Here is a 24,439-nt window from a genome sequence, read left to right as displayed (position 1 = left end):
CTACGTTCAACCGCCACCCCCCGTGACCTCGCGCGCCAGACGTGATTGAACGCGGCCCATGAGCCAGGCCCCCCTCCCCGAAGCCGATCCGCTGGACCTGAAGAAGGTCGAGACCCGCGCCTGGTTCGAGGCCCTGCGCGACCGCATCCACGCTCGCTTCGAGGCGCTGGAGGTTGCGGCCCCCGCCGATCTGTTTCCCGGCGAGCCAGGCCGGTTCGTCCGGACGCCCTGGGACCGGCCAGCCGGCGGCGGCGGGGTCATGGGCCTGATGCACGGCCGGCTGTTCGAAAAGGTCGGCGTCCACGTCTCCACCGTCCACGGCGAGTTCCCGGCCGACTATGCCAAGACGGTGCCCGGTGCCGCCGAAGACCCCCGCTTCTTCGCCACCGGCATCAGCCTGATCTGCCATCCGGTCAGCCCGCGGGTCCCGGCCGTGCACATGAACACACGCTTCATCGCCACGACCAGAAGCTGGTTCGGCGGCGGCGGCGACCTGACGCCGGTTCTGGACATCGACCGTCGTCAGGACGCCCCGGACACCGTCGCCTTCCACGCCGGAATGAAGGCCGCCTGCGACCGCCACGACCCGACCTGGCATGCGAAGTTCAAGGCCTGGTGCGATGACTATTTTTTCCTGCCGCACCGGAATGAGCCGCGCGGCACGGGCGGGATCTTCTACGACCACCATGACAGCGGCGACTACGAGAAGGATTTCGCCTTCACCCGCGACGTCGGCGAGACCTTCCTCGAGACCTACGCCGCCCTGGTCGAGCGCCGCATGACCGAGGCCTGGACGTCCGAAGAGCGCGAGGAACAGCTGGTCCGTCGCGGCCGCTACGTCGAGTTCAACCTGCTCTACGACCGCGGCACGATGTTCGGCCTCAAGACCGGCGGCAACGTCGAGTCGATCCTCAGTTCGATGCCGCCGGTGGTGAAGTGGCCTTAGGCTAGATCCCGCTCCCCTCGCCCTCAACGGGCGGCGGGGTGAGCATCAGGAAGGCCCGGATCCAGGCGGTCAGCACCGCCCGGTCGTTCGCCTTCGCCAGACTGGCCAGGGCCTCGTCGGCCAGCGCCTCGGGAATGCGCGTCCCCCGGCGGCTCTCGACCAGGGCCGCGGCGTATTGAGGCTGGAATTCCGGGTGGCACTGGAACGACATGGCCCCCATCCGGGCGTCCCCCCAGGCCAGGCCCGCGTAGGGTGTGAACTCACTGGAGGCGATCACACGCGCATCGGCGGGCGGGAACAGAACCTGATCCTGATGCGAGACCGGGATGGCGATCGAGGCTGCGCGCGGGAACATCCACGGCTCTTCCCCGACCACCGAATAGCGATGCAGGCCGACGCCCCAGCCCTTGTCCGACTTCTCCACGCGGCCGCCGAATGCGTGCGCCATGACCTGATGCCCGAAACAGATGCCGACCAGCCGCGTCCGGCCCCGCGCCGCCCTGAGCCAGTCGCTCAAGGGCGCGATCCACGGCAGGTCGTCATAGACCCCGGCCGACGACCCGGTGATGATCGCACCCTGAAACTCACCCGGGTCCTCCGGTAGCCGCCCGGCCTGGACGTCAAACCGCACCGTCGCCACGCCTTCGCCCAGCAGGGCCCGGAACCGCGCCGGATAGTCGTCGAACGCATCCTTCAGCGCCTCTGGCGGCTTGCCGGTCTCGAGGATCGCGATGGGTTTCATGACGCCATAGGGACCGGTCCGCGATGGCGGGACAAGGGCAAAGGCGCTACAGCCGCGATCATGACCGATCCGGACGCCGACATCGCCCCCGTGGTTCTGATCAATGTGTTCAAGGTCCAGCCCGAGAAGCAGGACGAACTGCTCGACATGCTGGCAGAACTGACCCGCGCCCAGGTCAACCTGCCCGGCTTCATCTCGGCCACCCTGCACCGCGGCCTGAACGGCAAGGCGGTGGCCAACCAGGCCGTCTGGCGCTCGGTCGAGGACTGGAAGGCGATGACGCGAAACGCCGCCGTCTCCGCCGCCATGTTGCCCATCATGGCCATCGCGACGTTCGAGCCCAACCTCTACGAGGCCGGCGAAGTCATCGAATAGGCCTGTGTCCGGATCTGGCGCAGCGGGGTGCTAGACGGCCCGTTGCTGGTCTTTGACATCGCCATCCAACATCGACTGTCCGACCGCTTCGGACGCTTCGGACGCTTCGGACGCTTCGGACGGTGTTTTGGAGTCCGGATCAGGCCTGCCAAACCTCGGCCTTCGCGCCCGCGTCGCCCAGATTGCCCGCCACCCAGCCGCAGATCTCCGCCGCCGCCGCATCCGCGCCCTCCGGCGGATTGACCACGACCATGGCGCAGCCGTTCATCTTCATCGGATTGGTCAGCGGCCTGAGCCGCGCCTCGGCCACCAGGGTCGGCGCACCCGTCCCCGACGCCAGCCGACGCAGGAAGCCGTCGAACGTCTCCAGATCCTTCAACGGCGTCCAGATCGCGACCATGGCCGTCGGGTCCGCCTTCACGATCGCCGCCGCCGTGTCCGCTGCGCGCAGATAGTCGTCGGGCCGCTCGAACGGCGGGTCGATCAGGACCAGCGACCCGCGCGCCTGACGCGCCTCGGCCAGCACCAGATCATAGCCGTCGCCGATCTCGCCCCGGGCGTTTGCGAAACCGGACAGGCTCTCGCGCAGCAGACCGGCTACCTCCTCCCGCAATTCGAACCCGACATAGGCGTCGGCCGGGTTCAGGCTTTGCGCCACCAGCACCGGCGACCCCGGATAGAAGCGCACCCCGCCCTCAGGGTTCAGCGCCGCGACCTCCGCCGCCAACGCCTCGATCAGGGTCGGACGGTCCGCCGCCGCCATCAGCCGCTCGACCCCGGCCTCGGCCTCGCGCGACCGCGTCGCGTCGCCGGTCAGGTCGTACAGACCCGCCCCGGCATGGGTGTCCAGTACGACCACCGGCCCCGCTGCCTGCCGCGTCTTCAGCAGCCAAAGGACGAGCGCGTGCTTGACCAGGTCGGCGAAGTTTCCGGCGTGGAAGCTGTGGCGATAGTTCATGTCGCTCCGTCCTCTGCCCACTGCTCCGGGTCAAGGGGAACCGGACGGTCCAAAGCCTAGGCCCGGGCCCAGAACCCCAGCGTCGGCTTGCCGATCGGCGAACCCGCCTCCTCCACCCGCGCCAGGATGAACGTCCGGAAGGCGTCGGCCAGTTCGTCGCCGCGCAGCAGGCGCAGCGACTTGATGATCCGGGTGATCCTCAGGTGGTTGTGGTCACTCGTCGTCAGCCAATGGCCGTTGCGCTGGTAGAAGACCGCCAGCCGGTCAGTCCCGGCCGCCAGCGAAGCCTGTGCTGCCGGCGACTCTCGAATCTCCTCGACCTCGTCATCCGTAAGTACCGGCGCGTTCGGATTGGCTCCGGACCGTTCCCTCAGCGGGAACAGCCACTGGATGAAGTCATGCCCCTGCTCGATAGCCGAATCGTCCATCGCAAGGACGTCGAAGATGTCCCGACCCGCGCCGTCAGTCCCGGCACCGGTCAGGAAGTCAACGACAGCGCTGCTCAAGCCGCCCCCATCAGGCAGCCTTGTCCCAGTTCAGGATAACCTTGCCCGACTGACCCGACCTCATGGCGTCGAAGCCTTCGCGGTAATCGGCATAGGACAGCCGGTGCGTGATCAGGGGCTCCAGGTCCAGCCCGGCCTTCAGCAGGCCCAGCATCTTGCGCCAGGTCGTGAACATCTCGCGACCGTAGACGCCCTTGATGGTCAGGGCCTTGAGGATGATCGCGCCCCAGTCGGTTTCCATCGGTTTTGACGGAATCCCCAGCAGGGCCATGCCCCCGCCCATGATCAATGTGTCGACGCACTGCTTGAACGCGATGGGGCTGCCCGACATCTCCAGCGCGACGTCGAACCCGACCTTGAGGCCCAGCTCCTTCATCACGTCCCGCAGGTCTTCCTTCGTCGTATTCACCGTCCGCACGCCAGGCGCGACCTTCCGGGCCAGCTCCAGCCGGAAGTCGTTGATGTCGGTCAGGACCACCGTCCGCGCCCCGGCATGCCGCGCCACCGCCGCCGCCATCATCCCGATAGGGCCGGCGCCGGTCACCAGCACATCCTCACCCAACAGGTCGAACTGTTGCGCCGTGTGCACAGCGTTGCCGAACGGGTCGAGCATCGCGGCGACCTCCCAGGAAACGTCGTCGGGCAGCTCGATCACGTTGAAGGCCGGTGCCACCACGAACTCGGCGAAGGCCCCCTGGCGGTTCACGCCGATCCCGCGCGTATGCGGGTCGAGGTGGAAATGGCCGGCGCGGGCGGCTTCGGAATTCAGGTCGATGACGTGCCCCTCGGCCGAGACGCGCTGGCCGATCTTCAGCGGCCGGTTCACGTCCGAGCCGATGGCGACGATCTCGCCGGAGAACTCGTGGCCGGTGATCATCGGCGTCGGGACGTTCTTCTGGGACCACTCGTCCCAGTTCCAGATGTGGATGTCCGTGCCGCAGACGGCCGTGCGGTGGACGCGGATCAGAACGTCCTCCGGGCCGGCGACGGGGATCGGCGCGTCAATCAGCTCAAGGCCGACCTCGGGTCGCATCTTGGCCAGGGCCTTCATGGTGTCGGTCATTTGATCACTCCTGCAATCTGATCCCCCTCTCCCATCGGGAGAGGGCTTGAGCCTCGCAGAGCGAAGCGATGCGCCTTCAGGCGAAAGGGTGAGGGGTATCCCCTCACCGGCTCCCACCGTAACCCCTCACCCTTTCGCGCCAGAACGACGGCTTCGCCGCCGTGCGCTCAAGCCCTCTCCCGCCGGGAGAGGGAGCCTAGATCACTCCCAATTCCTTGCCGGCCGTGGTGAACGCCGCGACCGCTTGATCGATATGGTCGAAGGTGTGCGCCGCCGACATCTGCGTCCGGATCCGCGCCGCACCGCGCGGCACCACCGGGAAGCTGAAGCCGATGACATAGACGTCGAGCTCCAGCATCCGCGCCGCCATCGTCTGGGCCAGTTTGGCGTCGCCCAGCATGACCGGGACGATCGGATGTTCACCGGGCAGGAGGTCGAAGCCGGCCTCGGCCATCGCGCCCCGGAAGCGGGCGGCGTTGGCGGTCAGCTGGGCGCGGAGCCTGTCGCCCTCTTCGCCTTGAGCGATGCGGATGGCTTCGAGCGAGGCCCCACAGATCGAGGGGGCCAGGGCGTTGGAGAACAGATAGGGGCGCGCCCGCTGCTTCAGCAGCTGGACCACCGCCGTCGTGGCGCAGATGAAACCGCCCATGGCGCCGCCCAGGGCCTTGCCGAAGGTGCCGGTGACGAAGTCGACCTTGACCCCGTGGTGGGCATAGGAGCCCCGCCCCTGCGGACCCAGGAAGCCGGTCGCGTGGCAATCGTCGACCATGATGAGGGCCCCATACTGGTCAGCCAGCGCCCGGATCTGGTCCAGCTTTGCGATATAGCCGTCCATCGAGAAGGCGCCGTCGGTGGCGATGATGATGTCGCGCACGCCGTCGGCTCGCGCCTGTTTCAGCTGGGCCTCCAGATCGGCCATGTCAGAGGTCGCGAACCGGTAGCGTCTGGCCTTGCACAGCCGCACCCCGTCGATGATCGAGGCATGGTTCAGGGCGTCCGAAACGATGGCGTCCTCGGCCCCGAAGAGGGGTTCGAACAGGCCGCCGTTGGCGTCGAAAGCGGCGGCGAACAGGATTGAGTCCTCGAACCCCAGATAGTCGGCGATGGCCCGTTCCAGCTCCTTGTGGATGTCGAGCGTGCCGCAGATGAACCTCACCGAGGCGGTTCCCGCGCCACGGGCCTTGGTCGCCGCATTGGCCGCCGCGACCACGCGGTCATCGCCGCCGAGACCCAGATAGTTGTTGGCGCAGAAGTTGAGGACCTTGCGGCCCCCGACCTGGATGACCGGTCCCTGGCGCGATTCGATGACCCGCTCGGGCTTGGTCAGCCCCTGGGCGTCGATGTCGGAAAGCTCGGCCGCGACGCGGTCATGAAAGCCTGTGGTTTGCATGGCGGGGTCTTACCCCCTCCCCCCGGCCGGGGGAAGGCGTCAGGTCGACGACGCGGCGCGGACAGGCTCCGGAGCCTGCCCTGGCTCGACACCGACCCGGAACGGGTTGACCCGAATCCGGCCGCCGCAGGGTGTGAAGGCCAGCGGGATGGCCAGGGCCGCAGAATCGCCCGGGATCAGGACCCGCACCCGCGTCACCGACGGACAGACCCGCTCTCCGGCGGCCTCGTTGGGCACGACGTTCCAGGCGATGTCGAAGAAGGCCTTTCCGCCGGCCGGGATACTGACCGGCGTCGCCGTGTTCGGGTTCTGGTCGGAACGGATCGTCGTCAGCACCCGGCCCTGTGCCTCCAGCAGGCTGACCGCCGGATAGCCCGACACGCTGCACGACGCGGTCCCGGCATTGGTGACGCCGAAGAAATTGACCCGGTTGCCCGCGCCCGCGTCGCCCGTTTCGCTGTTCAGGCGCAGTTGAGCGGCGCGGCACGGCGCAGAGACAGGCAGGACACCGCCCGGCGCGGGCCGGGGCGTTCCCGGGCCGGCGGGGACCGGAAGCGCGGGGTTTGCGGACGGGCGGCTGCACCGTTCCAGCACGGCGATCCCGACATCCTCATTCGGGCCGAGGCGGCTCAGGGTCGCACTCTCGGAGCCCTCGCGGGTGGCGATCCACCATTCCAGGCCCGAGCCGGAGTAACGGGCACCAGAGCCGGACGGGACCAGACGCATAGCGTAGGTCTGGCCCTTGTAGGCCACACTGGCCGTGGCCGTGTCCGGATACTGGACCGTGACCGTCTGGCCGCTCTCGCAGGCGTAACCGATCGGGGGCGCGGTCGGTGGCGCGGGCCGGGCTTCGGGCGGGGTCTGGTTGACCGGATCGGCGGGTGCTTCGCCCTCACGGCTGCAGGCGGAGACGGACATCGCGCCGACCACGGCGGCGACCAGAAGGTGGTTCAGGCTCATGTCGATCCCCGGTGAATGCTCAAGGTTAACTCCATTCTTCGAGATTGGCTCCCTGCCACCTTGGCGAGCCGCCCGCCGCCCCGCTAGGGTCCGGCTCAGGAGACTTCCATGACCGACCCTGACCTGTATCCCGTGTCCCCCGAATGGGCCCAACGCGCCCATATGGACGCCGCCGCCTATGAGGCCGCGCGGGTCGCGGCGCGGGAGACGCCCGAAGCGTTCTGGGCGGAACAGGCGAAGCGGCTGGACTGGATCACGGCACCCACGGTCATCAAGGACGTGTCCTTCGCAAAGGACGACTTCCGCATCCGCTGGTTCGCCGACGGAGTGCTGAACGTCGCATACAACTGCATCGACCGACACCTGGCCGAGCGGGCGGACCAGACGGCGATCCTGTGGGAGGGCGACGACCCGGCGCAGTCCGGCGGACTGACCTATGCGGAGCTGCATCGTCAGGTGTGCCGGATGGCCAATGTGCTCAAGGACCTCGGCGTCGTGAAGGGCGACCGGGTGACGATCTATCTGCCCATGATCCCGGCGGCGGCGGTGGCCATGCTGGCCTGCGCGCGCATCGGGGCGGTGCATTCGGTGGTGTTCGGCGGCTTCTCGCCGGACAGCATCGCCGGGCGGATCGAGGACTGCGGCTCGAAGTTCGTCATCACCGCCGACGAAGGCCTGCGCGCCGGCAAGCGTATCCCGCTGAAGGCCAATGTCGACGTCGCCCTGACCAAGGTCGCGGTCGACCGGGTTCTGGTCATCGGGCACACCGGGGCGGATGTGCCGATCGTCGAGGGCCGCGACGTGCGGTTCGAGGACGCCGTCGCGACCGTTTCCGACGACTGCCCGTGCGAACCGATGAACGCCGAGGACCCCCTGTTCATCCTCTACACCTCAGGATCGACCGGTAAGCCGAAGGGGGTGCTGCACACCACCGGGGGCTATCTGTTCTGGGTCAGCTATACCCACGAACTGGTGTTCGACTATCGACCGGGCGAGGTCTTCTGGTGCACGGCCGACGTGGGCTGGGTGACGGGCCACAGCTACGTCGTCTACGGCGCGCTCTGCAACGCGGCGACGACCCTGATGTTCGAGGGGGTCCCCAACTATCCGGACAACCGCCGCTTCTGGCAGGTGGTGGACAAGCATCAGGTCGAGATCTTCTACACCGCGCCGACGGCCCTTCGCGCCCTGATGCGCGACGGCGACGCGCCGGTGAAGGCGTCGAGCCGTAAATCCCTGCGCCTGCTCGGCACCGTGGGCGAGCCGATCAACCCCGAGGCCTGGCGCTGGTATCACGAGGTCGTCGGCGACGGTCGCCTGCCGATCATCGACACATGGTGGCAGACCGAGACGGGCGGTGCCCTGATCGCCCCCCTGCCCGGTGCGACGGACCTGAAACCGGGGTCCGCGACCAGGCCGTTGCCGGGGGTGGAGCTGCAGCTGGTGGATGCGGAGGGCGGGGTGCTGGAGGGGGCTGCGAGCGGCAACCTGTGCATCACCGACAGCTGGCCGGGTCAGATGCGGACCGTCTGGGGCGATCATCATCGGTTCTTCGAGACCTATTTCTCGACCTATCCCGGCAAGTATTTCACCGGCGACGGCTGCCGTCGGGACGAGGACGGCTACTACTGGATCACAGGGCGGGTCGATGACGTGATCAACGTTTCAGGCCACCGGATGGGCACGGCCGAGGTCGAGAGCGCCCTGGTCCTGCACGAGGACGTGGCCGAGGCCGCCGTCGTCGGCTTCCCGCACGACATCAAGGGTCAGGGCATCTACGCCTATGTCACCCTGAACAAGGGGATCGAGCCGACCGACGACCTGAAGAAGGCCCTCGTCGCCCAGGTGCGGCGCGAGATCGGGCCGATCGCGGCACCCGACGTGATCCAGTGGGCCCCCGGCCTGCCGAAGACCCGCTCGGGCAAGATCATGCGACGGATCCTGCGCAAGATCGCGGAGAACGACCTCGGGTCGCTCGGGGACACGTCGACGCTGGCGGATCCGTCGGTAGTCGATGACCTGGTGAACAACCGGAACTGATCTCCCTCTCCCGGAGGGAGAGCGACAGCTACAGGCTCGGCACGAAGTCCGGGTCGATCAGACACGGTTGCCCGTAGGCCTCCGCCCGCGACCGGCAGGCCTCCAGCACATCCTCCGCGTCCGGCTTCTCGCCCGTGTCGAGCCAGTGGGTCATGGCGATCAGGATGGCGGCATACTGGGGGACGCTGAGCTGGCTGTGCAGGGCCTCGGTGGTGAAGACCTGGCTCAGCAGGTCCGACCGACCGGCTTCGGCGACCGTGCGGGCGTAGACGGCCTCGTGCCCCACGAAGACCGTCGGGTCGTAGCGGGCGTGCAGCGTCAGGGTCGGCAGGACGATGTTCCCGGTCAGGTCGGCGTCATAGGCCAGGGCCGCGACCGCCGCCGGATCGGCCTCGAACCGCTCGACGCCCTGGTTCAGGGCGACGTCGTCGTCCGACCCCTGATAGGTCATGCCCGCGTTGGAGAAGGGGTTCGCCCCGTCCAGGCGGTTCCAGACCATGTCCTGGAACAGGCTGGTGCCCCAGGCCAGGTGGGCGACGAGGCTGTCCGCCGTCACCCCGACCACCGACAGGATGTTCCTCAGCGCGTCGGCCTGGGCGCCGGTGCGGGCTTCGGGCGCGAGACTGAGGCCCGTGCAGTCCTCGACCCGCGCGGCGATGTCGGCGCGGGGCATCGAAGCGCCCTTGGGAAGGCCCTGCCAGAGCGGATACTGCGTCTCGGTCGGGCGCGGGTGGTTGCGGCAGTAGAACTGATAGACGGCGCGCAGGTCGGCCCGGAAGCTGTATCCGCGCGTGCCGCCGGCCAGCAGGCCGCTGGTCAGGATGACACCATCATAGTTGCGCTCGCCGTTCGCCGAGACGGCATAGAGCTCCGCCGCCTTGGCCGCGACGTTTCCGCCCCAGGACTGGCCGTGAAGGAGGGTGCGTTTCGGCTTGCCGAACGAATCCCGAAAGATCTGACGCAGATCATCGGTGTCGCGCGCGGCCATACGGACGCCGTAGCCGCCCCGGCGATAGGTCGATCCCGCCCAGGCGTAGCCCTCGCTGACCATGACGGAGAACCGCTCGAGATCCTCGACCGGGTCGTCCCGCCGGGGCTCGGCCGTGCGCGGGCCGCCATGGGCGTGGACGATCAGGGTCCCGTTCCAGTCTCGCGGCCGGGCGATCCAGAACCAGGCCCCGTCTGCCGACCGGCCCGAGGAACAGGTCGTCCCTGCCGGCAGGTCTGCGGGACAGGTCGCGCGTTCCGGCGCAATGGCCTGGGCCGAGGCGGGCATGGCTCCCGTCCCGGTCCAGATCAGGCCTGCGACGGTGAGGAGCGTTAGATTTCGCATCGTCCCTCTCCGTCCAAGTGGCTCAGAACTCGCTGGAGAAGCTGACATACCAGTAGCGGCCGTAGGGCCGGTAGAGAGAGCCCAGATAGCCGGAGGAGGCCAGCGGCGGCGCCTCATTGGTGATGTTGCGCGCGCCCACCCGGAGGCGGCCGTTCGAGTCCAGGCCCGCAGTGTCCTCCCATTCATACTGGAGGTAGAGGTTGCCGGTCACCTGGCTTTCGACCTCCCAGGGATTGCCGGCAGCGTCAAGGAAGCCGGTCTCGTCAACAGCCGAGATATACTGGGTGAAGGCCCCGACCTGCCACGGCCCCTGTCTCCAGGTCAGGGACCCGGACAGCCGCCACTCCGGCCTCCCGTTCCGGGCCAGCAGATCGCTGGAATCCGGCAGCGGTGTCGCGGCATTGATCACCCCGGCCGTGCGTGCGTCATACAGGGCGTCAACGGCAGGACCGGCCTCGCGACCGAATTTGATCAGTTTGGCGGCGTCGATATTGACCCGGAAGCTGCCCAGTGGCGTGTTCCGCAGACGCCAGTTGAACCCGATGTCCATGCCCTCGACGTCCTGCGGCAGCAGGTTGACGAACCGGTCGCTGATCGATGTGATCACACCCGCCGGCGTCAGGCCCGTACCGGCGAACAGGGCGATGTCGTCGGCGTTGACCGCAGCGCGCGTCACGAGAGGGTTCGAACGACCCTGGACGCGCTCGGCGTAGTCGAGGACCACCGCGTTCGGGCCGCCGAACAGGCCGACGATCTTCTCCTGCTGGATGCGCCAGCGGTCGACCGTGAAGGTGAAGTCGCCCCACTCCTCCGGCAGGAACTGCGGCTGGAAGACCACGCCATAGGACTGGTTCTGGCTCTCTTCCGGCTCCAGGTCCGGGTTGCCGGAGACCAACAGGGAGGCGCCGATCGAGCGCGAGCAGGCCCCGAAGGTGGCGATGCGCCGGGCCCTCAGGTCCGCCTCGCAGCGGATATAGTCGGGGTTGGTGGACAGGCGACCGTAGGTGGCGGTGTTGACCTGTTCCAGGTTGGGGGCGCGGAAACCTTCCGAATAGGAGCCCCGGATGCGCAGACCGTCGAAGATGTCCCAGGCAGCCGCGACCTTGGGCTTGGCCACATCGCCGAAGTCCGAATAGTGCTCGGCCCGGCCGGCGATCTGGAACTCCAGATTATGAACCAGCGGGATGTTCATTTCCGGCGACACGACCGGCACCGCGAACTCGATATAGGCCGATGTGACGGTCCGTTCGCCGGATGTGTCGGGGTTCTGGCTGACGGCGATGACGTTCGACAGCTGGACCGCGCCGGTGACGGAATCGCGGAACGGGTTGGACCCGTCCAGGTTGGCGTCACGATTGTCCCGCTGGGTCTCGTTGCGCGCCTCGAAGCCGAAGGCCAGGCCGACGTTGCCGGCCGGCAGGCTGAACAGGTCCGGGCGCGAGACCTTGAAGTCGAACATGGACAGGGTGGTGCGCGATTCACGCTTCAGCCGGAAGGTGATGGCGTCGAGTGCGGTGCGGGAACTGGGGGTGCAGTCACCGAAGCTGGTCTGGTTCACGCAGCCGCCGTTGAACGGATTGTAAGCGTCCGTCGTGGACAGGGCGAGCGAGGCCTGAAGCGCCGTGGTATTGACCGCATCGGATTCATCGACTGCCTCGGCCTCCGAATAGACCAGGGCCGTTTCCCAGTCCCAGCCGCGCCACTCGCCCCGCAGTCCGGCCAGGGCCCGGGCCTGATAGTTGGCGACATCGACCGTCTGGTAGCCGGCATCGACGAAGCGATACTGGTTCAGGGTAATGGCCAGACCCGTGGTCGGAACATTGGTCAGTCCCGAGATGCGGTTCGGGTTCACCCGACCGTCGGCGAAGGTCACCGGACCGAACGGGTTCCAGTAGTTCTGGGCCGGAATGGTCAGGGTGTTCAGGTTGATCACCGGCGGCTGGATGCGCTGGGTGTCGGCGCTGTAGTAGCCCAGTTCTCCGAAGGCCGTGACACTGTCGCTGATGTCATAGTGGCCGGTCAGGAACAGGTTCAGGCGCTGGGTGTCGGGCAGGATCGTGGTGCCAGGCGCGGTGTCAAAGCGCAGGTCGCGCTGGACGCCGTTGAAGTTCAGGGCCCCCGACCCCAGGCAGATGTCGCCGGTGGGAACCAGACAGCCGGTCAGGGCCGTGGGCTGGATGTGGAAGGCTCCCGCCGCCGTGGTCAGGGAGGTCGTGCCGCGACGGATCGCCGTCGTTGCGCCGACCACCGCGAGGTTGGCCCATGCCCCGCGCGTGTTGCGGGCGTCCGGCGTCAGGCTGGACGAGAAGGCCGGATCGTTTTCGAACAGCGAGCGGAGATTGTCGGTCGCGGTGAACTGCTGGTCCTCTGCCCTCAGGGCGGTGCGGTTGGTGTAGTCGAAGAAGCCCGAGATGTTGCCGCGCTCGAAATCCTTGCCGGCGAAGACGCCGATGTTGAACTCGCGCAGGTTGGTGCCCTCGGCCCCGCCGTACTGGGCGTTCATTTTCAGGCCGTCGAAGTCGTCCTGCAGCACCGTATTGACGACGCCGGCCACGGCGTCGGCACCATAGATGGCGGCCGCGCCGTCCAGCAGGACTTCCAGACGTTCCAGCCCCGAGACCGGGATGGCGTTGGAGTTATAGCTGAGCACCGGCACGGTCCCCGTATCGGTCGTGCCCTGGCTGGTCGGGTGCTGGACGATGCGGCGGCCGTTCAGCAGGACCAGGGTGTTGCCGACGCCCAGCGAGCGCAGGTTGACCGAGTTGACGTCGCCCCGCGCCGCGTTGGAGGTCTGGGCGTTGTTGGCGGCGCTGAACAGCACGTCGCCCATCTGGGGGATGGACCGCAGCAGGTCGTCGCCGTTGACCGCGCCGGTGGCCAGGATCTGTTCCTCGCTCAGCACCGTAACCGGCAGGGCGGCGGTGACGTCGGCACCCCGGATCTGGGAGCCGACGACGACGATGTCGTCGACCGACGAGGCGTCTTCGCCGTTCTGGCTGGCCTGATCGGCGATTGACTGGGCCGCCTGCGACAGCTGGGTCGTCGAGGGTACCGGCGCAGGGTTTTGCTGCGTCGTCTGGGCCCAGACGGCAGGGGCGAAGGTCAGCAGGGCGGCTGCGGCGGTGGTCGCCAGCATCGCGGTCTTCGTCGAGTTCATCTCATTCTCCCAAAGTCTTTTTTGTTTTCAGGCACGGCAAGGTCAGTCGGCGGCGAGCACCGCATCATCTTCGGGTCCGGCACCCGGGGTGAACCGGCCGGGGCTTCTCGCAGGGCGTCACGGTCGAGTTCGCTTTCCCGCCGCGTGACGACAAGCGTCGCCACCGCCTTGCCCTGGTGCCGTCGCTCAGAATGATGCACGGGCTGTGACGTAGTAGTAGGCGCCGTTGAAACCGAACTGTCCGGCGTTGCGGGTGTAGGGCGTCTGGCCATCGGAATAGGACGCGGCCTGACCGACATTGCCGTCCGCCAGATTGTTCCACTTGTCGGGATAGACGTCGAAGACGTTGTTCGCGCCCGCCGTCAGGGTGACGCCGTTGTCGAACGCATAGGTCACGTTGAGGTCGACCAGCTGCCTGGCCTCGAACGTCTGGACGCAGCGGTTCACGGTGTTGCAGGCCACATTGCCGTCTGCGGCGTTCAGGCCATTGCTGTTGGCTTCAACCGTACCGAAATGGGTCGCATTGGCGCCAAAGGTCCAGGGCCCGTGGGTGTAGTTGCCGGACAACAGGATCTTCACGCGCGGCTGGGCCACCTCGATCAATTCGATGGCGGTCTCTCCCAGCAGCAGGCGGCTCTGGTTCGCAGCCGATGCACCGACCAGAATCTGCGGCGGCGTAGCGCGCTGCGAGACCACTTCGGTGCTCGCATTGGTGCCGGACAGAGTGATCCGCAGATCGTCCGATCCGATCGAGGTGCGATAGGTGACGACCGCGTCGATGCCGCGAGTCTCGGTGTCGATCTGGTTGGTGAAGAAACGGATCTCGCGCACGCCGGGGAACAGGGCCGCCACGGCCGGGAAGCTGGCGGTCAAAAGACCGTCGTTGATGGCGATGCGGTTCTCGATGTCGATGGCGAAGGCATCGAGCGTGAAGGAAACCTGACCTCCCAGAACGTCGGGGTAGTTCCCGGTCAGGCCGATGCTGAAGCTGTCGGACGTCTCGGCGATCGGATCTTCAATGCCCAGCGTCGCCAGCCGGGGATTGTCGCTGGAAATCTGCTGCGTCTGCAAAATCAGATTGTTCTGGACGGTCGAGGTCGTGACCCGGTTGCCGATCTGGGCGAGAGACGGCGCCCGGAAGCCCCGGTTGTAAGAGCCGCGCACGGCCAGTTCGTCGTTAAACTTGTAACGGGCCGCCAACTTGCCGGCGAGACTGCCCCCGAAGTCGCTGTATTCCTCGTAGCGCAGGGCTGTGGCGATCAGCAGGGCCTCACTGACGTCGGCCTCGACGTCGATGAAGGCACCCACGTTGGTGCGGGTGATGTCGATCTCGTCGGCGGGCGCATAGCCGGGACGACCGTTAGATCCTGGGCTCTTGCCCGTGATCGCCAGCGGACCCACCGCGTATGATTCCGGTGAGCCGCGCGACACCTCGAACCGGTCCTCGCGCCACTGGGCCCCCACAGCGACGTTCAGGTTCTGCAGGAAGCCGACCGGCCCGAAGTCGCGCGCCGCGGTGAAATCGACGATCTGTTGCTCGAAGGCCGTGCGCCCGACGTAGAAGTCACGCGGACTGGCGGCCCCCAGAGAGGCGTTGGTCGTATTGTTGGCCCACTGGTCCAGATGGTTGTGGCCAAAGCTGTAGGACAGATCCAGGTCCCAGCCGGCCCGTTCTCCCTTGATGCCGCCGACCCCCGAATAGTCGATGGCCTGGCCGGGCAGGACCGGGATGTATCCGTCCGGATAGATCGACAGGTTGGAGTTGGCGAAGGTCGCCGGTGCGCGGAAGAAGCCCGCCGCGATCACGTCCTTTTGTGAATAGCCGCCGAAGGCATAGAGGGTCCCGCCACCCGACAGGGGGAGTTCGGAGTTGATGAACGCCTGTTGGGTCTCGTTCTCGTTGGACCCGTAGGTTCCTATGACGAACGGCGTCGTTGGATAGACGCCACGATCCACCCGCGGGTTGGCGGTGGTGTAGGGGAAGGCGGCCGTGGGACCGGTCACGCCATAAGTGGCCGGCGTCGCTGGATACAGAATGCCCGTATAAGGGTCCGAACGGTTCGTCGGATCTGTGGAGAAATACTCCAGCGTATAGTTGAAGAAGCCGCCGTCGCTGCCCAGCGGCAGTCCCTGGTTCAGGGCGATCTTGCGGGTGAAACCATCGCCTTCGCCGTTGATGCCCAGGGTGCCGCTGACGTTCGTTTCACCAAAACCGCGGCGCAGCTGGATATTGACGATGCCGGCAATAGCGTCGGAGCCGTACTGGGCTGCAGCGCCGTCCCGCAGCACCTCGATCCGTTCGACGGCGGCGGAGGGGATACTGTTCAGATCCGATACGACCGTGCCCAGGCCAGGCGAGACGTTCAGGTTCAGGCCGGAGAACTGGTGGCGGCGATGCCCGTTGATCAGCAGCAGCACCTGGTCCGGCGAGAGGCCACGCAGCGACGCCGGATCGGCGAAATTGGTCGCGCCGTTGATCCCGAATTTGGTCGAGTTGAAGGACGGCGAAGTGAATTGAAGTTGCTGGCCCAGGTCCGTCTGGCCCGTCGACAACAGTTCCTCCGCGCCGACGACATCGACCGGCACCGGACGCTCGACATCGGTGCGGGGCCGGCCGCGCGAACCGACGACGACGATGTCATCGACGCTGCTGTCGGCCTCCTGGGGTGCGGCCGCGACATACGGTGTCTGGGCCTGGGCCTGGCTCGCCAGCAAGGCCAGCAGGGCGGTTGCGCCCAGAAGCGCGGTGCGTCTGAAGTTCCTCATGTTAGCCTCCCTCTCTGATTGTCCGGCGCCTGTTTCGACGCCTGGTTCCTTGGTCTAGTCGCGAGCGACCACGAGATCATCGCCGGGTCCGGCAGCCGGATCGGGTTCGGCGGCGAGCGGACGCGGCGAGCCATCCAGCGCCTCGCGCAGGGCGTCGCGATCAAGCTCGCCCTCCCAGCGCGCCACAACGAGGGTCGCCACGGCGTTGCCGATGAAGTTGGTCAGGGCCCGGCACTCGCTCATGAAGCGGTCGATGCCGAGGATGAGGGCCATGCCGGCGATCGGCACGGTCGGCACGACGGCCAGCGTCGCCGCCAGGGTGATGAAGCCGGCACCCGTGATGCCCGCCGCCCCCTTGGAGCTCAGCATCGCGACCAGCAAGAGCAGGATCTGGTCCTGCAGGCTGAGCTCGATATTCAGCGCCTGGGCGATGAACAGGGCCGCCATCGTCATATAGATGTTGGTGCCGTCCAGATTGAACGAATAGCCGGTGGGCACGACCAGTCCGACCACCGACTTCGACGCCCCGGCGCGTTCCATCTTTTCCAGCAGGCTGGGTAGAGCCGCTTCCGAAGAGGAGGTGCCGAGCACCAGCAGCAGCTCCTCCTTGAGGTATCGCATCAGTTTGAAGATCGAGAAGCCGTTGGCGATCCCGACCGCGCCTAGCACCCCGATCACAAAGATCGCAGCCGTCAGGTAGAAGGTGGCGACGAGGGCGATCAGATTGACGACGGAGGCTATACCATAGGCCCCGATCGTGAAGGCGAAGGCACCGAAGGCGCCGATCGGCGCGGCCTTCATCACGATCGCGACCAGTTTGAAGAAGGCGGCGCTGACCGACTCGAGGAAGGTCAGGACCGGCTTGCCGACGTCACCGATGGAGGCCAGGGCAATGCCGAACAGCACCGAGACGAACAGGACCTGCAGGATGTTGCCGGTCGAGAAGGCGCTGACTATCGTGTCGGGGATCACGCTCATCAGGAAGCCGATGATGGTCGTCTCGTGAGCGGCGGTCGAGTACTGGGCGACGGAGGCGGGATCGAGGCTCGCGGGATCGATGTTCAGGCCCCGGCCGGGCTGGACCACATTGCCGACCACCAGACCGACGATCAGGGCCAGGGTCGAGAAGACGAGGAAATAGGCGAAGGCCTTGGCGGCGACCCGGCCGACGCGGCCGAGGTCCCGCATGCCGGCAATGCCCGTGACGATGGTCAGGAAGATCACCGGGGCGATGACCATCTTCACCAGCTTGATGAAGGCGTCGCCCAGCGGCTTCAGGCTCTCGCCGAAGGCCGGCCAGAAGTGACCGATCAGCCCGCCGAGCAGGATCGCGCCCAGAACCTGGACATACATCTGCCGGTACCAGGCGCGATGTGCGCCAGACGCATGACCTTGATCGCTCGAAAGCTGCACTCGACCTCCCCCTGCGCTCATGGCGCTGTTTCCGCACGGTTTGACGCCGCGTCTCAAGGCCCCAGTTTGGCCGCGATTGGCCCGGCAGACAAACCGTCGCCGAACGGGTTCAAGCGACTGTTTTTCCTGATTTTACCCTCAGAACGCGAAGGTCTTGTCCGGAAATCCGGCCACTGATCTGGTATTTTCGTGCGGAATTCCGCATGCTTTGCCGATGTTAGCGTCACCGTTTGATCGGCTCCGCAATCTTGTTTCCACCCGGTCCTCCCGGCCGTGGCTGGTCCTCATGCTGTGCTGGGTGATCGCCTGCGCCCTGGCCATGACAGCCGCCGGAGAACTGGCCCGGCGCGACGCCCGGGCCGACCTCGCGCGCCAGGCCGACGCCGCCGCCGCCCTGCACGCCGCCGTCCTCCGGAGCGAGTTGGAGAAGCACCGCTCCCTTCCCGTCGTTCTGTCCCGGGATCCCGAAGTCGCAGGCCTCGTCGGCGGCACCGGGCGCCAGTCCGCCGACGCCGTCAGCGCCAAGCTGGAAACACTCGCCGCCCAGACCCGCGCCGCCGCCATCTATGTCCTCGACCAGGACGGCGTCGCCCGCGCGGCTAGCAACTGGCGTCAGCCGACCAGCTTCGTCGGCTCCGACTACGCCTTCCGCCCCTATTTCAGAGGCGCGATGCTGAACGGACAGGCGGAGTTCTTCGCCCTCGGCACCGTCAGCGGACGTCCCGGCCTGTACCTCGCCCGTCGCATCGGCACGGCCGCATCACCGATCGGCGTCGTGGTGGTGAAGGTCGAGTTCGATGCGCTCGAAGCCGACTGGCGCGGCTCGGGTGAGCCCGCCTATGTCACGGATTCCCGTGGCGTTGTCCTGATCACCAGCGTACCGGAATGGCGGTTCCGCCGCAGCCGCGACCTGACCGACGCCGAGCGCGAAGCCATCCTCGACGACCAGACCCTGACGGGACAGGCGCTCGCCCCCCTGCCCTTCGTAAGCGGGGCGACCGGCACGCACCGGATCGTCCGGGCCGCCGCCGGCGGACCCTCGAGCGAATGGATCCTCGCCCATACCGGAACCGATACCCCGGGCTGGACCCTGCATCTGCTCGACCCGATCGGCGGCGCCATCGTCGCGAATGTGCTCAGCGCACGGGCCGTCGCAGGCCTCCTCGTCACCCTGCTCGCCGTGGGTGCCGGCGTCCTGCTGCGTCGGCGACAGCAGGCGATGGCGCGCGCCGAGGCCGAGGAACAGGCCCGTGCCGAGCTGGAGCGCCGGATCGATGAACGCACCCGGGAGTTGCGCGCCGCCAACGGCCAGCTGAACCGCGAGATCGACGAACGCCGCCGCGCCGAGGCCAGCCGGGAGGTGCTCCGGGAAGAACTGGTTCAGGCCAACAAGCTGGCCACACTCGGCCAGATCGCCGCCGGCGTCGCGCACGAGATCAACCAGCCGGTCGCCGCCATCCGCACCCACGCCGACACCGCGGCGGCCTATCTGGACCGCGACGATCCCGAGGCCGCACGACGCTGCCTCGGCCGCGTGGCCGAACTGACCGGCCGCATCGGCGCCATCACCGACGAACTTCGCGCCTTCTCGCGCAAGAGCACCCAGGGCGTGGCCGCCGTCTCACCCGCCGCCGCAATCGACGGCGCGCTGTTGCTGATCGGAGGCCGGCTGCGTGAGGGCGACATCGAACTCGTCCGCACCGGGTCGACCGATCTGCAGGTTCAGGCCGAGCCGATCCGGCTGGAGCAGGTCATCGTCAACCTGATCCAGAACGCATTCGAGGCCATGACCGACGCGGGCACGCCGGCGCCCCGGCTGACCATCTCCGTGGCGCGCAAGTTACGGCGGGTCGAGATCGTCATCGGCGACAATGGCCCCGGCGTCGATCCGGCCATCGCCGCGACCCTGTTCACGCCCTTCGTCACCACCAAGTCCGCAGGACTGGGCCTCGGCCTCGTCATCTGCCGAGATATAGTCGCCGGGTTCGGCGGTGAACTGAGCCTGCGTCCGGCCAAGTCCGGGGCCCGGTTCGTGATTTCCCTGAAGGCCGCCGCGTGAACTTCTCCCGCCCCCGATGCGTCACCCTGATCGACGACGACGATGATTTCAGGGGCGCGCTGCTGGAGCGGCTCCAGCTCGAGGATCTGGACGTCCAGGCCTTTGCCTCGGCCGAAGCCGCGCTGAAGGTTCTCGGTGCCGACTATGCGGGCGTGGTCGTCTCCGATCTGCGCATGCCCGGTATGGATGGTCGGGGTTTGCTGGCGCGGCTTCAGGGGCTCGACGAGGGGCTGCCGGTCGTCATGATCACCGGCCACGGCGACATCGCCGACGCCGTCGATGCGCTGCGCAACGGTGCCTATGATTTTGTGGCCAAGCCGTTCGACTTCGGCCGCCTGGCCGACAGCCTTAACCGGGCGCTGGAGAAGCGGGGTCTGGTGCTCGACAACCGCGCCCTGGCGGCAGAGGTCGGCCGGGTGACCCCCGACCTGCCCCTGCTCGGGTCCAGTCCGACCATCGCCCGCTTGCGGACCGTCATCGAACAGGTCGCGGACGCCGGAATGGATGTCCTGATCGAGGGCGAGACGGGCGTCGGCAAGGAGGTCGTCGCCCGGGCCCTGCACAACAGCGGCCGGCGGCGGGTGCATGCGTTCGTTCCGGTGAACTGCGGCGCCCTGCCGGCCGGCCTGATCGAGAGCGAGATGTTCGGCCACGAGCCCGGTGCCTTTCCCGGCGCGGTCAGGCGGCGGGTCGGTCTGGTCGAACAAAGCCATCGCGGCACCCTGTTCCTCGACGAGATCGAGAGCATGCCGATGCCCGCCCAGGTCGCTCTGTTGCGGGTTGTGGAAGAGCGGGAGATCCAGCCTCTGGGCGGACCAGGGCCGCGCCAGCTGGATCTGCGGATCCTCGCGTCGTCCAAGGTAGACCTGAAACTCGCGGTCGAACGCGGCCAGTTCCGGGAGGACCTGTACTACCGGCTCAATGTCCTGAAGCTGCGCGTGCCGCCGCTGCGGGAACGTCGCGAGGATATACCGTTGCTGTTCGCCCACTTCCTGGCCCGCGCGTCGGGAGATCGTCAGCGCACGCCGCCGCCGATGAGCACTGCCGTGCGCCGAACGCTTCTGGAGCACGACTGGCCGGGCAATGTGCGGGAACTGGCGCATTTCGCCGATCAGGTCGCCCTGGATATCGACGCACCGACTGTCCCTGGATCGGCCGAGGAAACGGCATCCGGCCTGGTCGACAGGCTTGAGCGGTTCGAGAAGGCGGTGCTGGAGGAGGCGCTGCATCGGTACGCCGGGGACATCGTCGCCATGACCGACGCCCTGCGGATCCCGCGGAAGACCCTCTACGACAAATTCCGCCGGCACGGCCTGCGCCCGGGCGATTTCCGGGCACGGGCCCCCGGCTAGGGCCGCCTCAGAGCGGCGCTCCAGACATCAAAAAGCCCCGCAGCGGGGCTGACGGGGCTTTGAGATCTTGGGTGCGGGAGCAGGATTTGAACCTGCGACCTTCAGGTTATGAGCCTGACGAGCTACCGGGCTGCTCCATCCCGCGGCAAGAGCGGCTTTGTGAAGGAAGATGTTCGAGAAGACCCAGGCTCAAGCAGCGCAAAGCGCGTTAGCCCGGAAAACACGTCACAATCCACATATCCGCTTGGTAGACCCGGCGGCGACCTACTCTCCCATGCCTTGAGACATAGTACCATTGGCTCTGGAGGGCTTAACGACCGAGTTCGGGATGGGATCGGGTGGGGAACCTCCGACATAACCACCAGGTCAACCAAGCGGATATGTAGATTGTGACGAGAAGACATTGTCGTATTCGAAAAATCGAATGAGTTTTGCTGAGAAACGATCAAGCCGATCGGATTATTAGTACCAGTAAGCTTCACGCGTCGCCGCGCTTCCACACCTGGCCTATCAACGTGGTAGTCTTCCACGATCCTCAGCGAAGCCTTGTTTTGAGGTTAGTTTCCCGCTTAGATGCTTTCAGCGGTTATCTATTCCATACTTAGCTACCCTGCTGCACAACTGGCGTCATGACAGGTCCACCAGAGGTATGTCCATCCCGGTCCTCTCGTACTAGGGACAGATCCTCTCAAGCTTCGAACACCCACGGCAGATAGGGACCAAACTGTCTCACGACGTTCTGAACCCAGCTCACGTACCACTTTAATCGGCGAACAGCCGAACCCTTGGGACCTGCTCCAGCCCCAGGATGTGATGAGCCGACATCGAGGTGCCAAACTTTGCCGTCGATATGGACTCTTGGGCAAAATCAGCCTGTTATCCCTAGAGTACCTTTTATCCGTTGAGCGATGGCCCTTCCACGCGGGACCACCGGATCACTATGGCCGACTTTCGTCTCTGCTCGACTTGTCAGTCTCGCAGTCAGGCGGGCTTATGCCATTGCACTCGACGACCGATTTCCGACCGGTCTGAGCCCACCATCGCGCGCCTCCGTTACACTTTAGGAGGCGACCGCCCCAGTCAAACTACCCACCACGCCATGTCCCGGGACCGGATAACGGCCCTCGGTTAGACGTCAACGACAGTAAGGGTGGTATTTCAAGGATGGCTCCACCAGAGCTGGCGCCCCGGTTTCATAGCCTCCCACCTATCCTACACATACGGTCGCTAACGCCAAGGCGAAGCTATAGTAAAGGTTCATAGGGTCTTTCCGTCTGACCGCGGGAACCCCGCATCTTCACGGGGAATTCAATTTCACTGAGCCTGTGCTGGAGACAGTGGGGAAGTCGTTACGCCATTCGTGCAGGTCGGAACTTACCCGACAAGGAATTTCGCTACCTTAGGACCGTTATAGTTACGGCCGCCGTTTACCTGGGCTTCAGTTCGTCGCTTTCACAACTCCCTTTAACCTTCAGGCACCGGGCAGGCGTCAGACCCTATACGTCGCATTGCTGCTTCGCAGAGCCCTGTGTTTTTGCTAAACAGTCGCTACCCCCTGGCTTGTGCCACTCTGCAAAGGTTGCCCTAAGCAGAGTCACGCTTATTCCGAAGTTACGCGTGCAATTTGCCGAGTTCCTTCAGCACAGTTCTCTCAAGCGCCTTGGTATGCTCTACCTGACCACCTGTGTCGGTTTCGGGTACGGTCTCTGCCAGAGTTATTTCCAGGGACAACTTCCCTGCCAGGACAATCCAATAAGCCCTGACAAGTTACGCCATCCGTCACTTCTGGCTGGTGCAGGAATATTTACCTGCTTCCCATCGACTACGCTTTTCAGCCTCGCCTTAGGGGCCGACTAACCCTGCGCAGATTAGCTTTACGCAGGAACCCTTGGTCTTTCGGCGGGAGTGTCTCTCACACTCCTTATCGTTACTCATGTCAGCATTCTCACTTCCGATACCTCCAGCCAGGCTCACGCCTGTCCTTCACCGGCTTACGGAACGCTCCGCTACCGCTCACTTACGTGAACCCATATCTTCGGCGACTGGCTTGAGCCCCGTTACATTTTCCGCGCAGGATCGCTTGATCAGTGAGCTGTTACGCTTTCTTTAAAGGATGGCTGCTTCTAAGCCAACCTCCTGATTGTCAAAGCAATCCCACATCGTTTCCCACTTAGCCAGTACTTGGGGGCCTTAGATGATGGTTAGGGTTGTTTCCCTTTTCACGACGGACGTTAGCACCCGCCGTGTGTCTGCCCGATAGTTCTCTCAGGTATTCGGAGTTTGGTTAGTATTGGTACCACTCGCGCAGCCCGCAACCATCCAGTGCTCTACCCCCTGAGGAATTCGTCGGACGCTCTACCTAAATAGATTTCGCGGAGAACCAGCTATGTCTAGGTTTGATTGGCCTTTCACCCCTATCCACAAGTCATCCCAGAATTTTTCAACATTCACGGGTTCGGACCTCCAGTAAGTGTTACCTTACCTTCATCCTGCTCATGGATAGATCACCTAGTTTCGGGTCGTCATACGTCGAACTTAGCGCCCTGTTCAGACTCGCTTTCGCTGCGCCTACACCTAACGGCTTAAGCTTGCTCGACACATGAAGTCGCTGACCCATTATACAAAAGGTACGCCGTCACCCCGCTTGGGGGCTCCGACTGCTTGTAGGCTTCCGATTTCAGGATCTGTTTCACTCCCCTTGTCGGGGTGCTTTTCACCTTTCCCTCACGGTACTTGTTCACTATCGGTCGTAGAGGAGTACTTAGGCTTGGAGGGTGGTCCCCCCATGTTCAGACAGGATTTCACGTGTCCCGCCCTACTCGAGTCTCTTGCTATTTGACGCCTACGGGGCTTTCACCCGCTATGGCCGACCTTTCCAGATCGTTCGGCTTTATATCACAAGAGCACTGGCCTGGTCCCGGTTCGCTCGCCACTACTACGGGAGTCTCGGTTGATGTCCTTTCCTCCGGGTACTGAGATGTTTCAGTTCCCCGGGTTTGCTTAATGAACCCTATGTATTCAGGTCATTATACCTTTGAACAATCCGCCAATCCTCGCCCTCCCGAGGGAAAGCAAAGTTGGAAGACTGTAAAGGTGGGTTTCCCCATTCGGAAATAACCGGATCAAAGGGTGCTAGCGCCTCCCCGGTTCTTATCGCAGCTTGCCACGTCCTTCATCGCCTCTCTACGCCAAGGCATCCGTCAGAAGCCCTTCAACGCTTGATCGTTTCTCAGCAAAACTCATGCAGGGATGTTCCAGCCGACTGGAAAGAAATGCCGGCGGGTCCCTGCCTGATTTTTGTCAGACAATGTCTTCTCTCGAACAGGTCCTCAAAGCCTATGAGGGGCCGGACCAATTCTTCCTTCACAATATCAATGCC

15 protein-coding genes, 1 tRNA gene and 2 rRNA genes are annotated in these 24,439 nt (G+C 65.5%); 5 read left to right on the top strand and 13 right to left on the bottom strand.

From position 1 onward, the window contains the following. Nucleotides 1-58 precede the first annotated feature (58 nt). Nucleotides 59-946, top strand: a complete 888-nt coding sequence (gene hemF / locus ACW18A_RS03220) for an oxygen-dependent coproporphyrinogen oxidase (protein ID WP_492023365.1) — start codon at nucleotides 59-61, stop codon at nucleotides 944-946. 1 nt (nucleotide 947) lies between these two features. On the opposite strand, the gene ACW18A_RS03215 is transcribed toward hemF, so the two are convergent. Beyond that, complete coding sequence (locus tag ACW18A_RS03215) at nucleotides 948-1,688, bottom strand: type 1 glutamine amidotransferase (protein ID WP_492023364.1); 741 nt, start codon at nucleotides 1,686-1,688, stop codon at nucleotides 948-950. A gap of 60 nt (nucleotides 1,689-1,748) precedes the next feature. Between ACW18A_RS03215 and ACW18A_RS03210 the strand changes: the two genes are divergently transcribed. Beyond that, nucleotides 1,749-2,063 carry an antibiotic biosynthesis monooxygenase family protein gene (locus tag ACW18A_RS03210; protein WP_492023363.1) on the top strand — a complete coding sequence of 105 codons (315 nt, stop codon included), beginning with the start codon at nucleotides 1,749-1,751 and terminating at the stop codon, nucleotides 2,061-2,063. A gap of 139 nt (nucleotides 2,064-2,202) precedes the next feature. Here the strand turns inward: ACW18A_RS03210 and rlmJ are convergent, their stop codons facing one another. The 5 genes from rlmJ to ACW18A_RS03185 all read right to left on the bottom strand — a co-directional run bounded on the left by rlmJ (nucleotide 2,203) and on the right by ACW18A_RS03185 (nucleotide 6,940). Continuing rightward, nucleotides 2,203-3,021 (bottom strand): 23S rRNA (adenine(2030)-N(6))-methyltransferase RlmJ, encoded by an 819-nt coding sequence (gene rlmJ, locus ACW18A_RS03205; protein ID WP_492023362.1) that lies wholly within the window; start codon nucleotides 3,019-3,021, stop codon nucleotides 2,203-2,205. 56 nt (nucleotides 3,022-3,077) lie between these two features. Then, the gene (locus ACW18A_RS03200) at nucleotides 3,078-3,527 is read right to left on the bottom strand and encodes an opioid growth factor receptor-related protein (RefSeq protein WP_492023361.1); all 450 of its coding nucleotides are present in this window, start codon (nucleotides 3,525-3,527) and stop codon (nucleotides 3,078-3,080) included. Between the two features lie 10 nt (nucleotides 3,528-3,537). Further along, nucleotides 3,538-4,590, bottom strand: coding sequence for an L-threonine 3-dehydrogenase (gene tdh / locus ACW18A_RS03195; protein WP_492023360.1), 1,053 nt, complete (start codon nucleotides 4,588-4,590; stop codon nucleotides 3,538-3,540). Nucleotides 4,591-4,786: 196 nt separating this feature from the next. After that, nucleotides 4,787-5,980, bottom strand: a complete 1,194-nt coding sequence (locus tag ACW18A_RS03190) for a glycine C-acetyltransferase (protein ID WP_492023359.1) — start codon at nucleotides 5,978-5,980, stop codon at nucleotides 4,787-4,789. A gap of 39 nt (nucleotides 5,981-6,019) precedes the next feature. After that, on the bottom strand, nucleotides 6,020-6,940 hold the full coding sequence (locus tag ACW18A_RS03185) for a DUF4232 domain-containing protein (RefSeq protein ID WP_492023358.1): 921 nt from the start codon (nucleotides 6,938-6,940) through the stop codon (nucleotides 6,020-6,022). 108 nt (nucleotides 6,941-7,048) lie between these two features. Between ACW18A_RS03185 and acs the strand changes: the two genes are divergently transcribed. Beyond that, nucleotides 7,049-8,980, top strand: coding sequence for an acetate--CoA ligase (acs, locus tag ACW18A_RS03180; RefSeq protein ID WP_492023357.1), 1,932 nt, complete (start codon nucleotides 7,049-7,051; stop codon nucleotides 8,978-8,980). Nucleotides 8,981-9,008: 28 nt separating this feature from the next. Here the strand turns inward: acs and ACW18A_RS03175 are convergent, their stop codons facing one another. The 4 genes from ACW18A_RS03175 to ACW18A_RS03160 form a co-directional block, all read right to left on the bottom strand. Continuing rightward, nucleotides 9,009-10,313 carry an alpha/beta hydrolase family protein gene (locus ACW18A_RS03175; RefSeq protein WP_492023356.1) on the bottom strand — a complete coding sequence of 435 codons (1,305 nt, stop codon included), beginning with the start codon at nucleotides 10,311-10,313 and terminating at the stop codon, nucleotides 9,009-9,011. Between the two features lie 22 nt (nucleotides 10,314-10,335). After that, nucleotides 10,336-13,470, bottom strand: a complete 3,135-nt coding sequence (locus ACW18A_RS03170) for a TonB-dependent receptor domain-containing protein (RefSeq protein ID WP_492023355.1) — start codon at nucleotides 13,468-13,470, stop codon at nucleotides 10,336-10,338. 186 nt (nucleotides 13,471-13,656) lie between these two features. Further along, nucleotides 13,657-16,236, bottom strand: a complete 2,580-nt coding sequence (locus ACW18A_RS03165) for a TonB-dependent receptor plug domain-containing protein (RefSeq protein ID WP_492023354.1) — start codon at nucleotides 16,234-16,236, stop codon at nucleotides 13,657-13,659. Nucleotides 16,237-16,290: 54 nt separating this feature from the next. After that, entirely contained in the window at nucleotides 16,291-17,589 is a 1,299-nt protein-coding gene (locus ACW18A_RS03160) for a dicarboxylate/amino acid:cation symporter (RefSeq protein WP_492024327.1), read from the bottom strand. 346 nt (nucleotides 17,590-17,935) lie between these two features. Here ACW18A_RS03160 and ACW18A_RS03155 point away from each other — a divergent pair, with 346 nt between their 5' ends. Beyond that, the gene (locus ACW18A_RS03155; RefSeq protein WP_492023353.1) at nucleotides 17,936-19,708 is read left to right on the top strand and encodes a sensor histidine kinase; all 1,773 of its coding nucleotides are present in this window, start codon (nucleotides 17,936-17,938) and stop codon (nucleotides 19,706-19,708) included. Continuing rightward, nucleotides 19,705-21,060 (top strand): sigma-54-dependent transcriptional regulator, encoded by a 1,356-nt coding sequence (locus ACW18A_RS03150; protein WP_492023352.1) that lies wholly within the window; start codon nucleotides 19,705-19,707, stop codon nucleotides 21,058-21,060. The genes ACW18A_RS03155 and ACW18A_RS03150 overlap by 4 nt, the downstream gene beginning before the upstream one ends. Before the next feature lie 68 nt (nucleotides 21,061-21,128). Here the strand turns inward: ACW18A_RS03150 and ACW18A_RS03145 are convergent. The 3 genes from ACW18A_RS03145 to ACW18A_RS03135 form a co-directional block, all read right to left on the bottom strand. Next, a tRNA-Met gene (locus ACW18A_RS03145) sits at nucleotides 21,129-21,205 on the bottom strand. A 106-nt stretch (nucleotides 21,206-21,311) separates the two neighbouring features. Then, nucleotides 21,312-21,426, bottom strand: a 5S ribosomal RNA gene (rrf, locus tag ACW18A_RS03140). A 75-nt stretch (nucleotides 21,427-21,501) separates the two neighbouring features. Further along, nucleotides 21,502-24,284: ribosomal RNA gene (locus ACW18A_RS03135) — 23S ribosomal RNA — on the bottom strand. Nucleotides 24,285-24,439: the final 155 nt, after the last annotated feature.

The sequence above is a fragment of the Brevundimonas sp. AVps5 genome (assembly GCF_058681515.1).
Note: the sequence above shows the minus strand (reverse complement) of the source record. Positions and strands in the feature narration are given on the sequence as shown.